This window comes from Methanobrevibacter sp. (assembly GCF_045116495.1).
Taxonomy (GTDB): Archaea; Methanobacteriota; Methanobacteria; order Methanobacteriales; family Methanobacteriaceae; genus Methanocatella.
The window spans coordinates 1-14,014 of record NZ_JBGULU010000007.1 but is presented as its reverse complement, the minus strand read 5'-3'; the positions used below and the strand labels follow the sequence as shown (position 1 = coordinate 14,014).

General features: G+C 33.3%; 16 protein-coding genes. 4 read left to right on the top strand and 12 right to left on the bottom strand.

Features of this window, described 5'->3' with window-relative positions; translation table 11 throughout:
• Positions 1-691: 691 nt before the first annotated feature.
• From ACJMLH_RS00415 to ACJMLH_RS00390, 6 genes are all read right to left on the bottom strand, one after another.
• The gene (locus ACJMLH_RS00415) at positions 692-1,009 is read right to left on the bottom strand and encodes a transcription factor S (protein ID WP_292883225.1); all 318 of its coding nucleotides are present in this window, start codon (positions 1,007-1,009) and stop codon (positions 692-694) included.
• A 68-nt stretch (positions 1,010-1,077) separates the two neighbouring features.
• Entirely contained in the window at positions 1,078-1,497 is a 420-nt protein-coding gene (locus tag ACJMLH_RS00410) for a hypothetical protein (protein WP_292883222.1), read from the bottom strand.
• Between the two features lie 92 nt (positions 1,498-1,589).
• The gene (locus ACJMLH_RS00405) at positions 1,590-1,913 is read right to left on the bottom strand and encodes a DUF2149 domain-containing protein (RefSeq protein WP_292883219.1); all 324 of its coding nucleotides are present in this window, start codon (positions 1,911-1,913) and stop codon (positions 1,590-1,592) included.
• Positions 1,914-1,920: 7 nt separating this feature from the next.
• A complete protein-coding gene (locus tag ACJMLH_RS00400; RefSeq protein WP_292609854.1) occupies positions 1,921-2,565 on the bottom strand; it encodes a MotA/TolQ/ExbB proton channel family protein in 645 nt (214 codons plus the stop codon).
• 17 nt (positions 2,566-2,582) lie between these two features.
• A complete protein-coding gene (locus tag ACJMLH_RS00395; RefSeq protein ID WP_296800328.1) occupies positions 2,583-3,293 on the bottom strand; it encodes a DUF2162 domain-containing protein in 711 nt (236 codons plus the stop codon).
• A gap of 207 nt (positions 3,294-3,500) precedes the next feature.
• On the bottom strand, positions 3,501-5,393 hold the full coding sequence (locus ACJMLH_RS00390; protein ID WP_405273992.1) for a hypothetical protein: 1,893 nt from the start codon (positions 5,391-5,393) through the stop codon (positions 3,501-3,503).
• 211 nt (positions 5,394-5,604) lie between these two features.
• Here ACJMLH_RS00390 and ACJMLH_RS00385 point away from each other — a divergent pair, with 211 nt between their 5' ends.
• Both ACJMLH_RS00385 and ACJMLH_RS00380 read left to right on the top strand, forming a co-directional pair.
• Positions 5,605-6,906 carry a phenylacetate--CoA ligase family protein gene (locus ACJMLH_RS00385; RefSeq protein ID WP_292881285.1) on the top strand — a complete coding sequence of 434 codons (1,302 nt, stop codon included), beginning with the start codon at positions 5,605-5,607 and terminating at the stop codon, positions 6,904-6,906.
• Between the two features lie 9 nt (positions 6,907-6,915).
• Positions 6,916-7,347 carry an acetolactate synthase gene (locus ACJMLH_RS00380; protein WP_405273991.1) on the top strand — a complete coding sequence of 144 codons (432 nt, stop codon included), beginning with the start codon at positions 6,916-6,918 and terminating at the stop codon, positions 7,345-7,347.
• A 92-nt stretch (positions 7,348-7,439) separates the two neighbouring features.
• Here ACJMLH_RS00380 and ACJMLH_RS00375 read toward each other — a convergent pair whose 3' ends face one another.
• The 3 genes from ACJMLH_RS00375 to ACJMLH_RS00365 all read right to left on the bottom strand — a co-directional run bounded on the left by ACJMLH_RS00375 (position 7,440) and on the right by ACJMLH_RS00365 (position 9,705).
• Positions 7,440-8,426, bottom strand: coding sequence for a beta-ribofuranosylaminobenzene 5'-phosphate synthase (locus ACJMLH_RS00375; RefSeq protein WP_296800320.1), 987 nt, complete (start codon positions 8,424-8,426; stop codon positions 7,440-7,442).
• Positions 8,427-8,517: 91 nt separating this feature from the next.
• Positions 8,518-9,168, bottom strand: a complete 651-nt coding sequence (locus ACJMLH_RS00370; RefSeq protein WP_296887230.1) for an adhesin — start codon at positions 9,166-9,168, stop codon at positions 8,518-8,520.
• A 36-nt stretch (positions 9,169-9,204) separates the two neighbouring features.
• Positions 9,205-9,705, bottom strand: coding sequence for a ferritin (locus ACJMLH_RS00365; protein ID WP_405273990.1), 501 nt, complete (start codon positions 9,703-9,705; stop codon positions 9,205-9,207).
• 74 nt (positions 9,706-9,779) lie between these two features.
• On the opposite strand from ACJMLH_RS00365, the gene nudC reads away from it, so the two are divergent.
• Positions 9,780-10,577, top strand: coding sequence for an NAD(+) diphosphatase (gene nudC, locus ACJMLH_RS00360; RefSeq protein WP_405273989.1), 798 nt, complete (start codon positions 9,780-9,782; stop codon positions 10,575-10,577).
• Positions 10,578-10,710: 133 nt separating this feature from the next.
• Here nudC and ACJMLH_RS00355 read toward each other — a convergent pair whose 3' ends face one another.
• Both ACJMLH_RS00355 and ACJMLH_RS00350 read right to left on the bottom strand, forming a co-directional pair.
• On the bottom strand, positions 10,711-11,871 hold the full coding sequence (locus tag ACJMLH_RS00355; RefSeq protein WP_405273988.1) for a MalY/PatB family protein: 1,161 nt from the start codon (positions 11,869-11,871) through the stop codon (positions 10,711-10,713).
• Positions 11,858-12,376, bottom strand: coding sequence for a nitroreductase family protein (locus tag ACJMLH_RS00350; protein ID WP_405273987.1), 519 nt, complete (start codon positions 12,374-12,376; stop codon positions 11,858-11,860). The genes ACJMLH_RS00355 and ACJMLH_RS00350 overlap by 14 nt, the downstream gene beginning before the upstream one ends.
• A 60-nt stretch (positions 12,377-12,436) precedes the next feature.
• Between ACJMLH_RS00350 and ACJMLH_RS00345 the strand changes: the two genes are divergently transcribed.
• Positions 12,437-12,919, top strand: a complete 483-nt coding sequence (locus ACJMLH_RS00345; protein WP_405273986.1) for a DUF308 domain-containing protein — start codon at positions 12,437-12,439, stop codon at positions 12,917-12,919.
• Positions 12,920-13,091: 172 nt separating this feature from the next.
• Here ACJMLH_RS00345 and ACJMLH_RS00340 read toward each other — a convergent pair whose 3' ends face one another.
• On the bottom strand, positions 13,092-13,871 hold the full coding sequence (locus ACJMLH_RS00340) for a hypothetical protein (protein ID WP_405273985.1): 780 nt from the start codon (positions 13,869-13,871) through the stop codon (positions 13,092-13,094).
• Between the last annotated feature and the right edge of the window lie 143 nt (positions 13,872-14,014).

Below are 14,014 nucleotides of genomic sequence, written 5' to 3'. Positions count from 1 at the left end.
ATAAAACTACAAATAATAGTAGACCTATGATGAAAAACTTATTTTTGTAGTACATTAATTACCTCCATATTATATTATAATGAATATTTTATTAAATAATTATGGTAAAATAAATTATTAATTTTACATTTAATAGTCACATATGCAACTGTCTAAAATATTAAATAACTTTTAAAAAAAAGAGTCTGAAAAATTCTATCTTAGAAGACGTTTCAACCTAAATCTACCATTATTTAAAATCCAAAAATGGGGAAATTACCTGATGATACACACATACGAACTTGCGAAAAGTGCTTCGCGCCAAAGGTAGGATTAAAATAGTGAATGAAATGATGTGCTAAACTAAAAACTGAAGAACAAAAGCATGAATAAAATAGGCATCCACATTGAATAATGATATGAAAAAATTTAGTAAAAAAATAAAAAATTAGTAGGATGCAGATGCATCTACTTTTTAATTTTTACAGTTTTCTTAACAGTGTCTTTCAAGTATGTTACCTGATAAGTAACTTTTTTGCCAACTTTAAGTTTTTTGAAAACATTGTTTTTGATTTTGAATGTTGCAATAGCTTTTTTGTTGTTAATTAAAAATTAATAAATTAATAAAAAACCCTATTTTCAAAGTATTAGATAAAATAAGTAGTTTAAAAATTTTAGTTACTAAAGATTAATTTAGAGGGAATCCTATGTTCTAGTTAGAACTTCTCCAAGTGTTTCCACAATTGGCACAACGAATGAAATTAGTTGGAGCCTCATCAGCAGACCTTGTCTGTACAGTCCACCAATAACCTTTAGTTCCACCGCACTTATAGCAGGTTATTGTAGTTGTCGGAAGGGCAACATTGTTTTTATCCGTAACCACCACTTTCATTTCAGGATTCTTTTCACCTTCCATATGATACTGCTCCTCAATATCATCATTTGTCAGTGACTTTTCATATCCGCATCTACATTTAACCTTTCCTTTACTGGGCATTAACATTGCACCACAATCAGGACAAAATTCCATACATTTAACACCATTAAAAATTCGTAAGTATTATTATAATCAAAGTTGTTTATAAAATAATCGATTGATTATGATTTTCTATATAATAAATAATTGAAGATCAACATCATCAGGGCAAAAATTGTCATATAAAATATAGCGTTAAGTATCAAGCTAAAGTGAACACCGTTAAAAATCATCACAAGATGATCGAATGAACTTAAAACACCACTTCCGAATATCAGAGGCACCAAAATCAAAAATAAAATATCAAAGACTAAAATATTCACTATTACAAATTTAAACCTCTGGGAGTTGTTTTTAAGTTTTCCACCTTCAATAAGAATCTCAGTTCCAAAGACAACTAAAAAATACAGTCCAAACAAGTTTCCAATATACATTACCTCAGTGAGGTTGAACTGCAAAAGAAAATAACATGCAACACCCGCAATTATGAATGCTGAGATAAAATTTATAATGCTTGCACGTAAAAAATTAGCTTCAACCATCAAATCACCAAATCACATATTGAAATTTAATATAATATTTGTAATTTGGATTATATAAGATTTAAGAAAAAAAAGTTTAAATGTGAAAGGATTTAACCTTCCACCATTATCAGCTTACCCGTAGCAGGGTCTTTATAGACTTTACCCATTTCAGTATAACCTTGACCAGAACTGTTTGAAGTGTCTGGAGTATCATTTAACTGTTGTCCTTGGTCTACTTGAGTAGTTTTTTGCTGTTGCATCTGTTCCTGAATATTCTGACTTGGATCAATCATTGCCTGCATGTTCCAACTTATGATAACAAAAACTAAAAAACCAACTGCAATAACAAGCATTGCATCTACAAGGTTAGATGTACCTGCCATTGGGTCTTCTTCGACTCTTCTGGATCGTCTTCGACTTCGCTTTCTTACCATAAAATCACTATTTATTCATATAATCAAGAACTGCATCAATCAATGCATCCAAATCAGATAAGTATCTGTCATACCAGCCAGATCTGATTTTACCCAATACATAACATAGTGCACCGGAACCGATACCAACAATTGTTGTGTTGAATGCAACTGTAAGGGAACTTGCAAGGGTGTTAATGTCACCGGCACCTAAAGCTGCAAGCCCAGGACCCATAGGAATTAAAGTACCCATTAATCCTAAAGTCGGTCCGATACGAGTAATAATGTCTGTCTTCTGTAGATTATCTAAAGTTTTCTCTTCTTCAAATTCAAATAATTTACGTGCTAAAGCTTCTCTTGAAGTATTGCCCAATGCTTCGGAAGATGCAATTTCTGTTAAAACCTTTTTCTGAGATTTTGGTATTTTAGCATCTGAAATAATGTTTTTAAGCTCTTCAACAGAACCTGCAGCATTAATATCATAAATCAAATCTCTGATAGTTCCTACAGGAACCTTTCTTCTTGAAGTATACTCAGCAATCACTCCACCTAAAGAGATAATTGTAATAATCACAATTATAAGCAAAATAACCAATACTGGAATGGTCAAACTCTGTGAGATTACATCAAGAGAACCTGTTAAAAATTCTCCACCCGGAATATTTAAAGCCATATTTTTTCACCTAAAAATTATTCTAAAAGACTCCTACCTCTTTTAGTTAAAACCATACCTCCAACAATTAAAATAGCGAACGCTAATATTACCATAAGTATGTCTTGAGGAGAACTAATTGAAATAGGACTTACGGTTTTTGTCAAAGCTCCTGCAATGTTTGGAATTACAATCGCTGAAAGCAGGAAATATGCCCCTAAAAGCAGCATGAAATTGCCCAATACAATAGGATAAGGTTTGCGTATGAACCTGACAATTGTATTTGATGCCAAATATGTTACAACCATGACTGCCACCAAAGCTGCAGCCGCATACCAGCTCAAATTAAGTGAGCTGACACCGATTGTAGGTGCAACAATCAAAACACTTGCGATAATTGAACCAAAACAGCATGGACAAGGAGCTATAATAGCTAGAGAAGTTGCAGTAGATGTATTCTTATCATGTATTTTCCATTCCCTAATTGTAAATAAACCTGCAATAATCATGATTGAAGCCATGATAATATAAAAAATTGTATTATATCCGTAGATGGCCTGTATTAATTGGTCAGCATATAATGAAGCAATAGCAGAAATCAAAACCACTCCACCACCATATGCAATACAGATTATTGCAAATAATTTTTTAGACAAATTAGCCAAACCTGACGCCAATCCTATTTTTACACCAAAAACAAGAACAGAGGCGAAAATACCAACTTGCCACAAAACACTCATCATATCCATATTAATTTCCCCATAATCAAATAAATTTTAATAATTTACAATTAATTATTACTTTAACAAAGTATATAAATTTTTTAACTCGATGTGTAACTAAAGACTCATCAATTAAATTATGTATTTAATAATTAAAAAAAGCAATGGTTTCAAAATAGAAAAATTTAAAAAAAAAATAAAAAAAATATTTCACTTTCGTGAAATACTTATAAATTAACGTTTAGAGTAACTTACACCAAATATTCCGCAAACAAACAATATTGAAGCTAGCGTATACAGGATATTATACGGATTAACGTTACTTCTTGGTATTTCACCCGGCAAATTAGCCCGATTGACAGTGATGTTACTTGAATTTGTTGCATTGGATGCAGTTTTATTCTTAGTAACATTTGTCTTATTTGCCTTTGAAGCATGTTTAACGATTTTACCTGCACAATCAATTGTATCATGAGTGAAATCATAATAATCGGAACCGTGATGAGTTTCTTGATTGTCATCAAACAATCCCAACAAATAAGCAAAGAAATCTCCTTGTTTTTTATGTTCACTTGATTCAATTAATTTACCTACACTAGGATAATATTTTAAGCAATATGATACGAAATCTTTATTATTAGCGTCTTTTACCCATACAAAATAGAATATTAAATCCTTCCATAATGGAGTTTGAATTAAACCTATATTCTTACTTATTTCAGGCCCGAATACTTCAAGAAGACCATAAATAGCCCTTTTAGTATTCATGCCATTGATTTTTGCATAACCTGCCGAAGTTAAAATATAGAACTTACTATAATCTTTTTTAACATTAATGCCACGGGATTTGAAGTAAGATAAAGCCTTATTTGCCGCATCAACACCAATCTGTTTAATTTCAGCTGATGTCAATTTAGCTGAAGATTTATCATTACCCTTACCATATTCATTAATATCAGGATTTAATTTGTTTTCTATTTTCAACATTTCTTTTGAATTTGACTGATCATAACTCATTACGGCAATCATTCCATTTTCAGAAGTGTTATTCTCCATACTCAACCCAATTAAAGATTCACATATTGAATCATTAATGCACACATTGTCATCTGAACTATTTAAAGACCAAATAACTGTATCTCCATCAGAGTCCATCGGAACGCTCAACAAATACTCTTTCGTATTCATAACAGGTTCTTCAAGTATATTACATCCGAATAATGTTTGAATCAAATTTTGTTCAAATACCTGTTCAGATAAAAAATGTTTCAGTTCATCACATAAAACACCTTTTGCAACACCACAAGCCAAGAGATTCTTAATATAATCCCAAAGACCAGCGGAAATTTCCGAACTTACATCATCAGAAAATATTGAAGTAATAGCTCCATTTTCATAGAACACCATAGTGAGAGATTCACATTTCCTTGAAAAGAATGCAATATCAATTAAATCTGATTTTAATGAAGACAATGTTATAAGATTACCTTTTTCATAAGTTATATATCCATTAGAAGCATCAAGTATCCCATTTATAGTATTTTTCATAGCTACGTTATCGATTTCGTTTGAATCAGCAGTTGCAATAACCAAGATTTCATCTGCAGATTTGAAATCAAGTAAATTACATGCAGAGGTTGTTACGTCATAACCAAGTTCATAAGCCGCATCTTTATTAAATTTAAATGAATCAAATTCATTTAATATATTTAATGAATAACCCAAAAGATTTTGATTTAATAATTCAATATCCACAAATTGTGAATCAGAGCTTTCATCCTCACCAGCACATGAAATCAAATCATCATATGAATCATAGATTTCATCATCACCAGCATATGAAATGAAATCCACATCACCTGAAACTTCAACACATTCACAAACATCCGAAAGTGAACTCTCATCGGCCGAAATTTCAACAGAATTTCCATATTCACCCGAAAGTGAATCAGAACTTTCCTGTGAAGAGGATATTTCATTATTTTCATCAATTTCTACTTGAGCATTTTCTTGATTAAATGACTGTAAATCAACATCCGATGCAGTTATATCACTTGCCGAGACAACTCCCACTAAAGTTAGTGTTAAAATCAACAAAGTAACCATAACAACACCGTGTTTTATCATGAATTACTCCTAACTTTCTGTATAACTAAATTGCGCAATTATACATACATCAAATTAGTAACACCCATAAATTATTATCTAATAAAATACCGGCGCTACTAAATTATATTTTTGATTTTTATTTTAAAAAAAACTTACTGTTAAGCCATTAGAAAATATTTAAAGTTAAAAAAGATAATATAATAACATATTAAAAATTATGAGGCAAAATATGTTTTGGAATGAAAAGATTGAAACAATGCCAAGAGAAGATTTAGAAGAATTACAATTAAAAAAGCTTCAATCGACTGTCAAAAGAGCATTTGATAAAATACCTTATTATAATAAGAAATATAGTGAAATTGGAGTATATCCCGAAGACATAGAAACTTTAAAAGATATTGAAAAGTTACCTTTTATCACAAAAGATGATTTGAGAGAAAGTTACCCATTCGGATTGTTTGCAGTAGATATTGAAGAAATTAAGGAACTGCATTCATCATCAGGCACTACCGGAAAGCCTGTCGTATCCGGATATACCGAAAAGGATTTGGATACCTGGGCAGAAACCATTGCACGTGGATTGACAATGATGGGTCTTGACGAAGGAGACATTCTTCAAAATACACACGGATACGGAATGTTTACCGGCGGTTTTGGAGTTCACTACGGATGCCATAAAATAGGAGCTGCAATAATCCCTATTTCAACAGGTCAAACTCGCAGACAAATAGAAATAATGGAAGATTTCGGAACAACCGGCCTGATTTTTACACCATCTTACGGAATTCACTTGGGAGAAGTTGCAATTGAAGACGGAATTGATCCAAAAGAATTGGGAATCAAAGCCATCGGTTTTGGAGCTGAAATGTGGACAGAGGAAATCAGACAAAAAGTTCAGGACATCTTTGGCACAAAAGCCTATAATATTTATGGATTAACCGAATTGATGGGTCCGGGAGTTGGTGTTGAATGTGAAATGCAGGAAGGTTTGCACATTCCAGAAGACATTTACTATCCTGAAATTATAGACCCAAATACAGGTAAAACATTAGGTGAAAATACCCCCGGAGAACTCGTATTGACAAACCTTGAAAGAGAAGGAATGCCCGTTATTAGATTTAGAACTAAAGATTTAACCAAAATCACTTATGAAAAATGTGGATGTGGAAGAACACATGCAAGGATGAGTAGAATTACAGGTAGATCTGACGATATGATTAAAGTTAAGGGAGTAGCTATTTTCCCATCACAAATTGAAAAAGCATTGCTTAAAGCTGGTGATGTAGAGCCTCATTATTTAATTATAGTTACAAGACCTGGAACTTTAGACGAAATCGAAGTCAAAGTGGAAGCATCACAGGACATATTCTTTGACGGCGTGAAAGAAATGATGGCTGTTCAAGATAAAATCGGCAAATCAATTGAAAATGAAACAGGAATCAGGGTAAAAGTAACATTGGTAGAACCTAAAACATTACCTAGATTTGAAGGAAAAGCAAAAAGAGTTATTGATAAGAGAAACTTACATTAGGTGAAATTTATGAAAATCCAACAATTATCAATTTTTTTACAAAACAGAATGGGCAGTTTATCAAAACCCCTAGAAGTACTTTCAGATGCTGATGTTAATATTAGAGCAATGTGCATGGCTGACACTTCAGAATTTGGTATCCTAAGGCTTGTTGTTGATGATCCTCTTAAAGGAAAAGAAGCTCTGGAAGAAAAAAACTTTCTAGTTAAAATTACAGATATCATTGGTGTTGAAATGAATGATACGCCTGGAGGACTTACAGATGTTTTAAAAGTTATTAAAGACAATGACATTGATTTGGAATATCTTTATGCATTTTCTCATGAAGATGGTGAGAAAGCTATTTTATTACTCCATGCAGAAGATATTGACAATTTAATTTCAATCTTAAATGACAATGATATTGTTGTTGTACCATCCGAAGAAGTTTATAATTTATAAAAAACTTCTTTAATTCCAACCACACCACACATTCTATTTTTTAAAAAAATGAGTTAAATTCAAAAAAAAGATAAAATAAGAAAAGGATGATATTATTTTTCAATAACAAATCCATGATTTTGAGCTTTAGTTACAAAAACAGTACCGTTTTCGCCAATAATCTCTTTGGTTTTTTCAACTATGTCTTCATTTGATTCATCGAAAATAGTATATAAAACCGGTCCAAATGAAGAGATACCTACACCATATGCGCCGGCTTCTTCAATGGCTTTCATTGTTGGCAAATATGAATCATCAAGTGAATGTTCAAGCTTATTAAAACCAACTTTTTGAAGCTCACTTACAGCCCATCCAAAGTTTTTAATATCTTTTTCAAGCATAAATGGCACTAAATTCATTAAAATTAAATGAGATACTTTTTCCACTTCATCTCTTGGAATAGGACAGCAGTCCTGGAAAACATTTACCTCATCCTGACCGTTCATATGTTTTTCTATTTTAGGAATGGCTATTAGAATTTTCCATTCTTCCGGAAAGTCATACCTTGCAATTAATGTTGCAGGTTTTGCCTTTGAAGCACCTGAAGGTAAAAATCCAGGTTTTTCTTCAACGCTATGACCTCCATCTAAAATAAATCCACCCAAATCATGAGTATATGTTCCGATTCCAGAGGTTCCTCCTCTTCCAACAATACTGCTTAATTCTCTACTTTCCACTTCAATACCCATTGTTTCTGTTATTAAATGAGCAGTAGAAACAGCAATTTGAGTTCCACTTCCAAATCCAGAATGTGGAGGATACGTTTGATGAACAATAAAATTAAAACCGTCTTCAATATTGAAATGTTGTCTTGTTTTTTCAGCAGCTGTTGGAATTTTCTCACTGCATTCCAAAATCGCTTCATCATCATCAATATTGTCTGAAAATTCAAGAGTGACTAAATTATCATCTCTTTTTTGAATTTCTAATATAAATTGAGGCTCAGCCAATGCCAAACCAATTCCACCATCGATTCTCCTATATGACCCATTCAAATCAATGAGAGACATATGTATTCTTGAAGGTGCTTTAATAATCATTCCTATTCACTTCCATAAAAATATTAATTCCTTTTAAATATTTGTTATCGAAGTTTTATAAAGTTTTTCATTTATTTGACAATATTTCTATCTAAAAAATCAAATTGTCTATGGAATTGATTAATTTTAAAGCTAAATCATATGTAACTTCCATCGGTTCATAAGAATAGCATTCATATACAATAGTTGGTATTCCCGCTTTGGAAGTTGGTTCTGTTATAAAAGGAGGGCTTGTCCTATGCTCCGGAGCATAATATTCAACCCCATCAATTTCCCCAATAAGTATATTCATATATTCGGATGACTTTTCATCAAATCCCGGTGCAAAAATAAAATTAGTTATCTGATAATCGCCAGGGCCGTGACATCCTCTATTCGAGTGAACATCAATGAAAAGATCATATTTTTCATCAATTATTTGAGGCATTATAAATTCCTGAGCAATCAATTGGCCTTCCTTACGCCCTTCAGTTTCACTATCCAATTCATTGACATTAATATTGTAGATATAATAACAATATTTCAAGTCATCTTTAGCTGTTAGCTTGTCAAACAATGCCCTATGAGATTTACTTTCAAGAGGATGCATTCCAATCAGATAAGCAATTTTTACATTGGAATTTACATCACCAAAAGGACCATGAACATATGCACTTCCCAAATCATTTTCGCCAATTAGTTTAGAATCATATTTTGTAGAGTCAACTTTAGCGCTGTCAGTTGGACCGTCAGGATAGCTCATCATAACACCAAAAAAAATAAGAAAGGACTAGATAAACTAGTCTTCAGAAGGTGATCTTTCACCTAATTCTTTGTTTAATTCATAAATTAATCTGTTATCGCCATCAGCTAATTTAGCTTTAGCGAGTAATTCCATTGCATTTTCTTCTTCTTCAACTTGCTCTTCGACAAACCATTGCAAGAAGTTGTTGGTAGCATGGTCTTTTTCTTCAATTGCTAAGTTAACTAAGTCATTAATAAGACCGGTTACCATTTTTTCATGTTCAAGTACATGTTCAAATGCAGCCAATGGAGAATCCCATTCTGTTTGAGGTCCATCGATTGCAGTTAAAGTTACAGAAGCTCCTCTTCTTATGATGTAATCATAAAATTTCATTCCATGTTCTAATTCTTCTTCTGCTTGTACTCTCATCCAGTTAGCAAAACCTGCTAAATCTTCATCTTCAAAGTAAGCTGCCATGGACAAATATAAATATCCTGAGTAAATTTCAGCATTTAATTGACCATTTAAAGCTTTTTCCATATTTTCAGATACCATTAAATATCACCATTATAAATTATATCATTTGACAAATATAAATTTTAAGTTATTTAAAATACATATTAATTTACATGATAGAAAAATCACTCTATGAAAACTACCAAATCAATTTTGATGAAAACATTACGCCAGATACAGATGATATACTGTTTATTTTTAATGATAATAGAGAATTATTCTTGGATGATGATAAAAAATTAGCTAAATCATTGGATAATTTTGATGTTAATTTCTGTTTGTACATTGGAGATTATAAGGATAAAAAAGCATTTGTCGTTAATGTTGAAACTGACGAGACTTTTTACAATCTTATGGAAGTTTATGAATTCAACCATGACCTGTACCATATTGCTGGAAAGGCAGTTCTTGTAAGCGATTGGTATATATCACACAGATTCTGCGGAAGATGCGGAACACCAACTAAAATAGATGAAAAGGACATGATGTTAAAATGTCCTCAATGCGGTCAGGTACACTATCCACGCATCGCTCCTGCAATTATTGTGGCAATCAGAAATGGGGACAAACTGCTTATGGCAAAACACAGCTATCATGAAAATATAAGATATGCCCTTATAGCAGGTTTTGTAGAACCAGGAGAAACTATCGAAGAGGCAGTCCACAGGGAAGTCCTGGAAGAAGTAGGGGTAAAAATCAAGAACCTGCAATACCAGAGGAGCCAGTCATGGCCATTTCCAAACTCACTGATGCTAGGATTTACCGCAGAATATGAATCCGGCAACATAAAAGTGGATGGAGATGAAATTCTAAGGGCAGAATGGTTTAAAAAAGATGAAATAATCAGATACGAATCAGACATCAGCATTTCCGACTGGCTAATTCAGGAGTTCATTGACTCAATCGATTAACCGTCAGTTTCATTTTCAAGAATGGAAAATTGAAGTATCCCTTCATAAAATAGCTATTTCAGTTAAAGCCAATTGCAATGAATTCAGTGCCTGCAAAAACTACAATAACTGTCGGCACCATTAAACAGTACAGTTACCGCTTAATTATAGTTAAAGCAGTTATTCCTGCCTTTAACCTACCCAAACCATCGCGCAATAATTCCTGAGGGCATGCTATATTCATCCTTAAGAAATTATCACCATTTTTTCCAAAATCAATTCCTGCCGAGAGAAACAATCCCTGGTTGGATCTGAGAAATCCTGAAAGCACTTTTGAAGAAACATTCAATGCTGAACAGTCAAGCCACAGCAGATATGTTGCATCACATTCAACCAATTTGATTACCGGAAGTTCACTGGCCAGATATTCCTTAACAATCTGCTTGTTTTCATATAACACTTCCTTAAGCTCTTCAAGCCATTCTTCAGACTCATCATATGCTGCCATAACTGCGGCAGATGCAAAGACATTGCAGGAAGATGAATTGTCAATGTGCATCTGGGTTTTGACTTTATCCAGCAGTTCACTGTTTGTTGCATGCACGATAGAGCTTTGAAATCCTGCAACATTGAATGACTTTGAAGGAGACAAGCATCGAATTACATTATTCATAGGTTTGAAATGATTGTATTTGACTCCGGGATCTGTCAGGTCACAGTGAATTTCATCAGAAATCAGAATGACATCGTGTTTCTTGCATAACTTTCCGATTAAATCCAAATCCTCTTTCGACCATATTTTGCCAACAGGATTGTGAGGATTGCAGAGTATCATCATTTTAACCCTTGATAGCTTTTCATCCAAATCATCGAAATCTATTCTGTATTCACCGTTTTCATAAATCAATTCGTTTTCAAGAACTTTGCGGTTGTTGTCTTCAATGACATAGAAAAATACATGGTAAACCGGAGTTTGGATTAATATTTCATCACCAACATCAGTCAGGCACCGAATCATAGATGATATGGACGGCATTACTCCCATGGAATATGCCATGTCATCCTTTTTCATTTTAAGACCATATCTTCTATCCCACCAGTTGATATATGATTCAAACAGCCCATCCGGAACGACAGTGTAGCCGTATATCGGATGAGCAGCCCTTGTTTGAATTGCCTTTTCAATAGCCGGTGCGACCCTGAAGTCCATGTCGGCCACCCACATCGGCAAGTCATCGTCAAACAAATCCCATTTCAGGCAGTTCGTATTATTTCTTTCAATGACAGTTTCAAAATCGTATTTAGTATTTTTCATAGTGAATCCTTGACTCATCAAATTTGTCCATGAATTTGTTTTCCCAACCGTCGGCAGGATATCCTATTGTAACAATTGAATATGGCTTTAGATTGGTAATATCATCAATTCCGACTATTTCGCCTATTTTTGTCATTCTCTCCTCTTCAGGTGCAACTCCATTCCATAAGGCTCCAAGGCCCAGGTTTACTGCTTCAAGCAACATGTTTTCACATGCGGCACCCATATCCTGTTGCCATACTGTCTTATAGAATGCACGATTAATGTTTGCAACCAAGAGAATAGCTACAGGAGCATTAGTAACTCTAGGTTTTATTTCGCCTATTTTTGCAAGAGTTTCCTTGTTTTTAATGACAATGAACTCCCATGGCTCAGCACCCAGCCTTGAACCCGGCGCCTGCATTCCAGCCTTTAGGATTTTCAATATATCTTCATCGCTGACCGGTTTATCACTATATTCACGGATACTTCTTCTTGTTTTAATAATTTCTTCGAATTCTACCATATTTTTAAATAACATTTTGATAATATAAATAATTAATTAAAATTAAGGGAGGAAAAATCAATGGGTGTTGAAAGAAACGCAGGAATATTATCAATAATTCTTGGATTAATATTTATAATTTTCCCAGTGTTTTCCGCAGGGCTTGTTTCAATGATTGTTGGATTAAGCTTACTGTTCTTTGGTATTTCAGCTGCTTTCATGGGCTTTAACATGATACGTGACTTTGGATATGTTGGAATAGCTGCAATGATTATCGGAATTATATCCATAATCTTCGGGTTCCTGTTTATTTTCTATGTTGATGCATTGTCATTCTTAGTGGGTCTGCAGTTCTATATTGTAGGATTCATCATGATAATATTCGGAATTACCGGTTTGCTGTCAAAAATGACAAGATTTTCCACATTCACATCAATTCTTGTTCTATTATTGGGTATTGTTGCAATAGCTCTTGGAATATTTGCACTTAACCAGCCTATATATATTGCAATCATCATTGGTCTTGTCATGATAATTGAGGGAATCACAATGATATTGGATTAAGACTTGGTTAACAATCGAAAAAGAACAAAAATATACAACCATCACCAATCTAACAAAATTAGTTCAAATCATTAACCAAGCCGAGATTCGAATCTGGTTAATAATTTGTTTTTAAGAAAAAAATATGTTTTGGAAGTGCGACAAGTCACATCTGCACACTTCCGAAAGTTTTTTAAATGTTTGAGTCTTCAAACACTCTAAAACCAATATTGTTGCCTTCACAGTATTCTTTAACATGACTTATGATATCTTCTATATCGTCAGTTGAATACTCGTTTTTAAAGTAGAACAATACCGGTTGGGCGTTGGTATAGACTGTCAAAAGCAAATAGTCATTTCCCCATACGCTGACATCCTGGGTATTGTATACCTGAATCATGCGGATGATATCGCTTTTAGCCTTTCCAGCAGATGTTTCATTGCCTATGGCTTTGATATTGGTTTTTTCGTATAGGGCATGTAATTTTGCCAGTTTATCCTCATCGGTTAAAACATCAATTTCCGGTTCCATTTCACCGAGTTTTTCCCTGAACAACTTTGCGTTGTGCAGTTTTTCCTGAACTTCGGCCAGTTCCTTTTCAAGCTGTTTTTCATCTTCAATTAGTGAATTTATGAATGCTTCTGAACCGTTATTGAAGTTTTCATACATTTCAAGCACTTCTCTAGGAGAAAGTATTGAATTGTTTTTGAAGAAGTCCTTGGTGTGAGGTTTTACGCGAATGCTCAATGGCTTTAGATTTTCCTTTCTTGCCTTTGAAGCACCGTCAAAGAATTCTTCTGCAAAATCATTGCCTCTTTTGTGCAGTGCACTCATTCTTCTTGAAAACATTTTTTCAAATTCTTCACGGGACATATCATTTGGGAAATTGAATTCAAAGTCTCCCGGAGTGTATGATCCCCCGAATCTTTCATTTCCGAATTCAAATTTTCTAGTTCTTTTTTGGTTTGACATTTTATCACATCCGAATTTGTATTACAAAAATGTTTTTTGTATACAATATAATATTGTAAAGAACTAGTATATAAATGTATTCATTTTTAAAATTTGTATACGCAAAAAATTCAAAAAAAATAATAGCCGAATCATTGGCACAA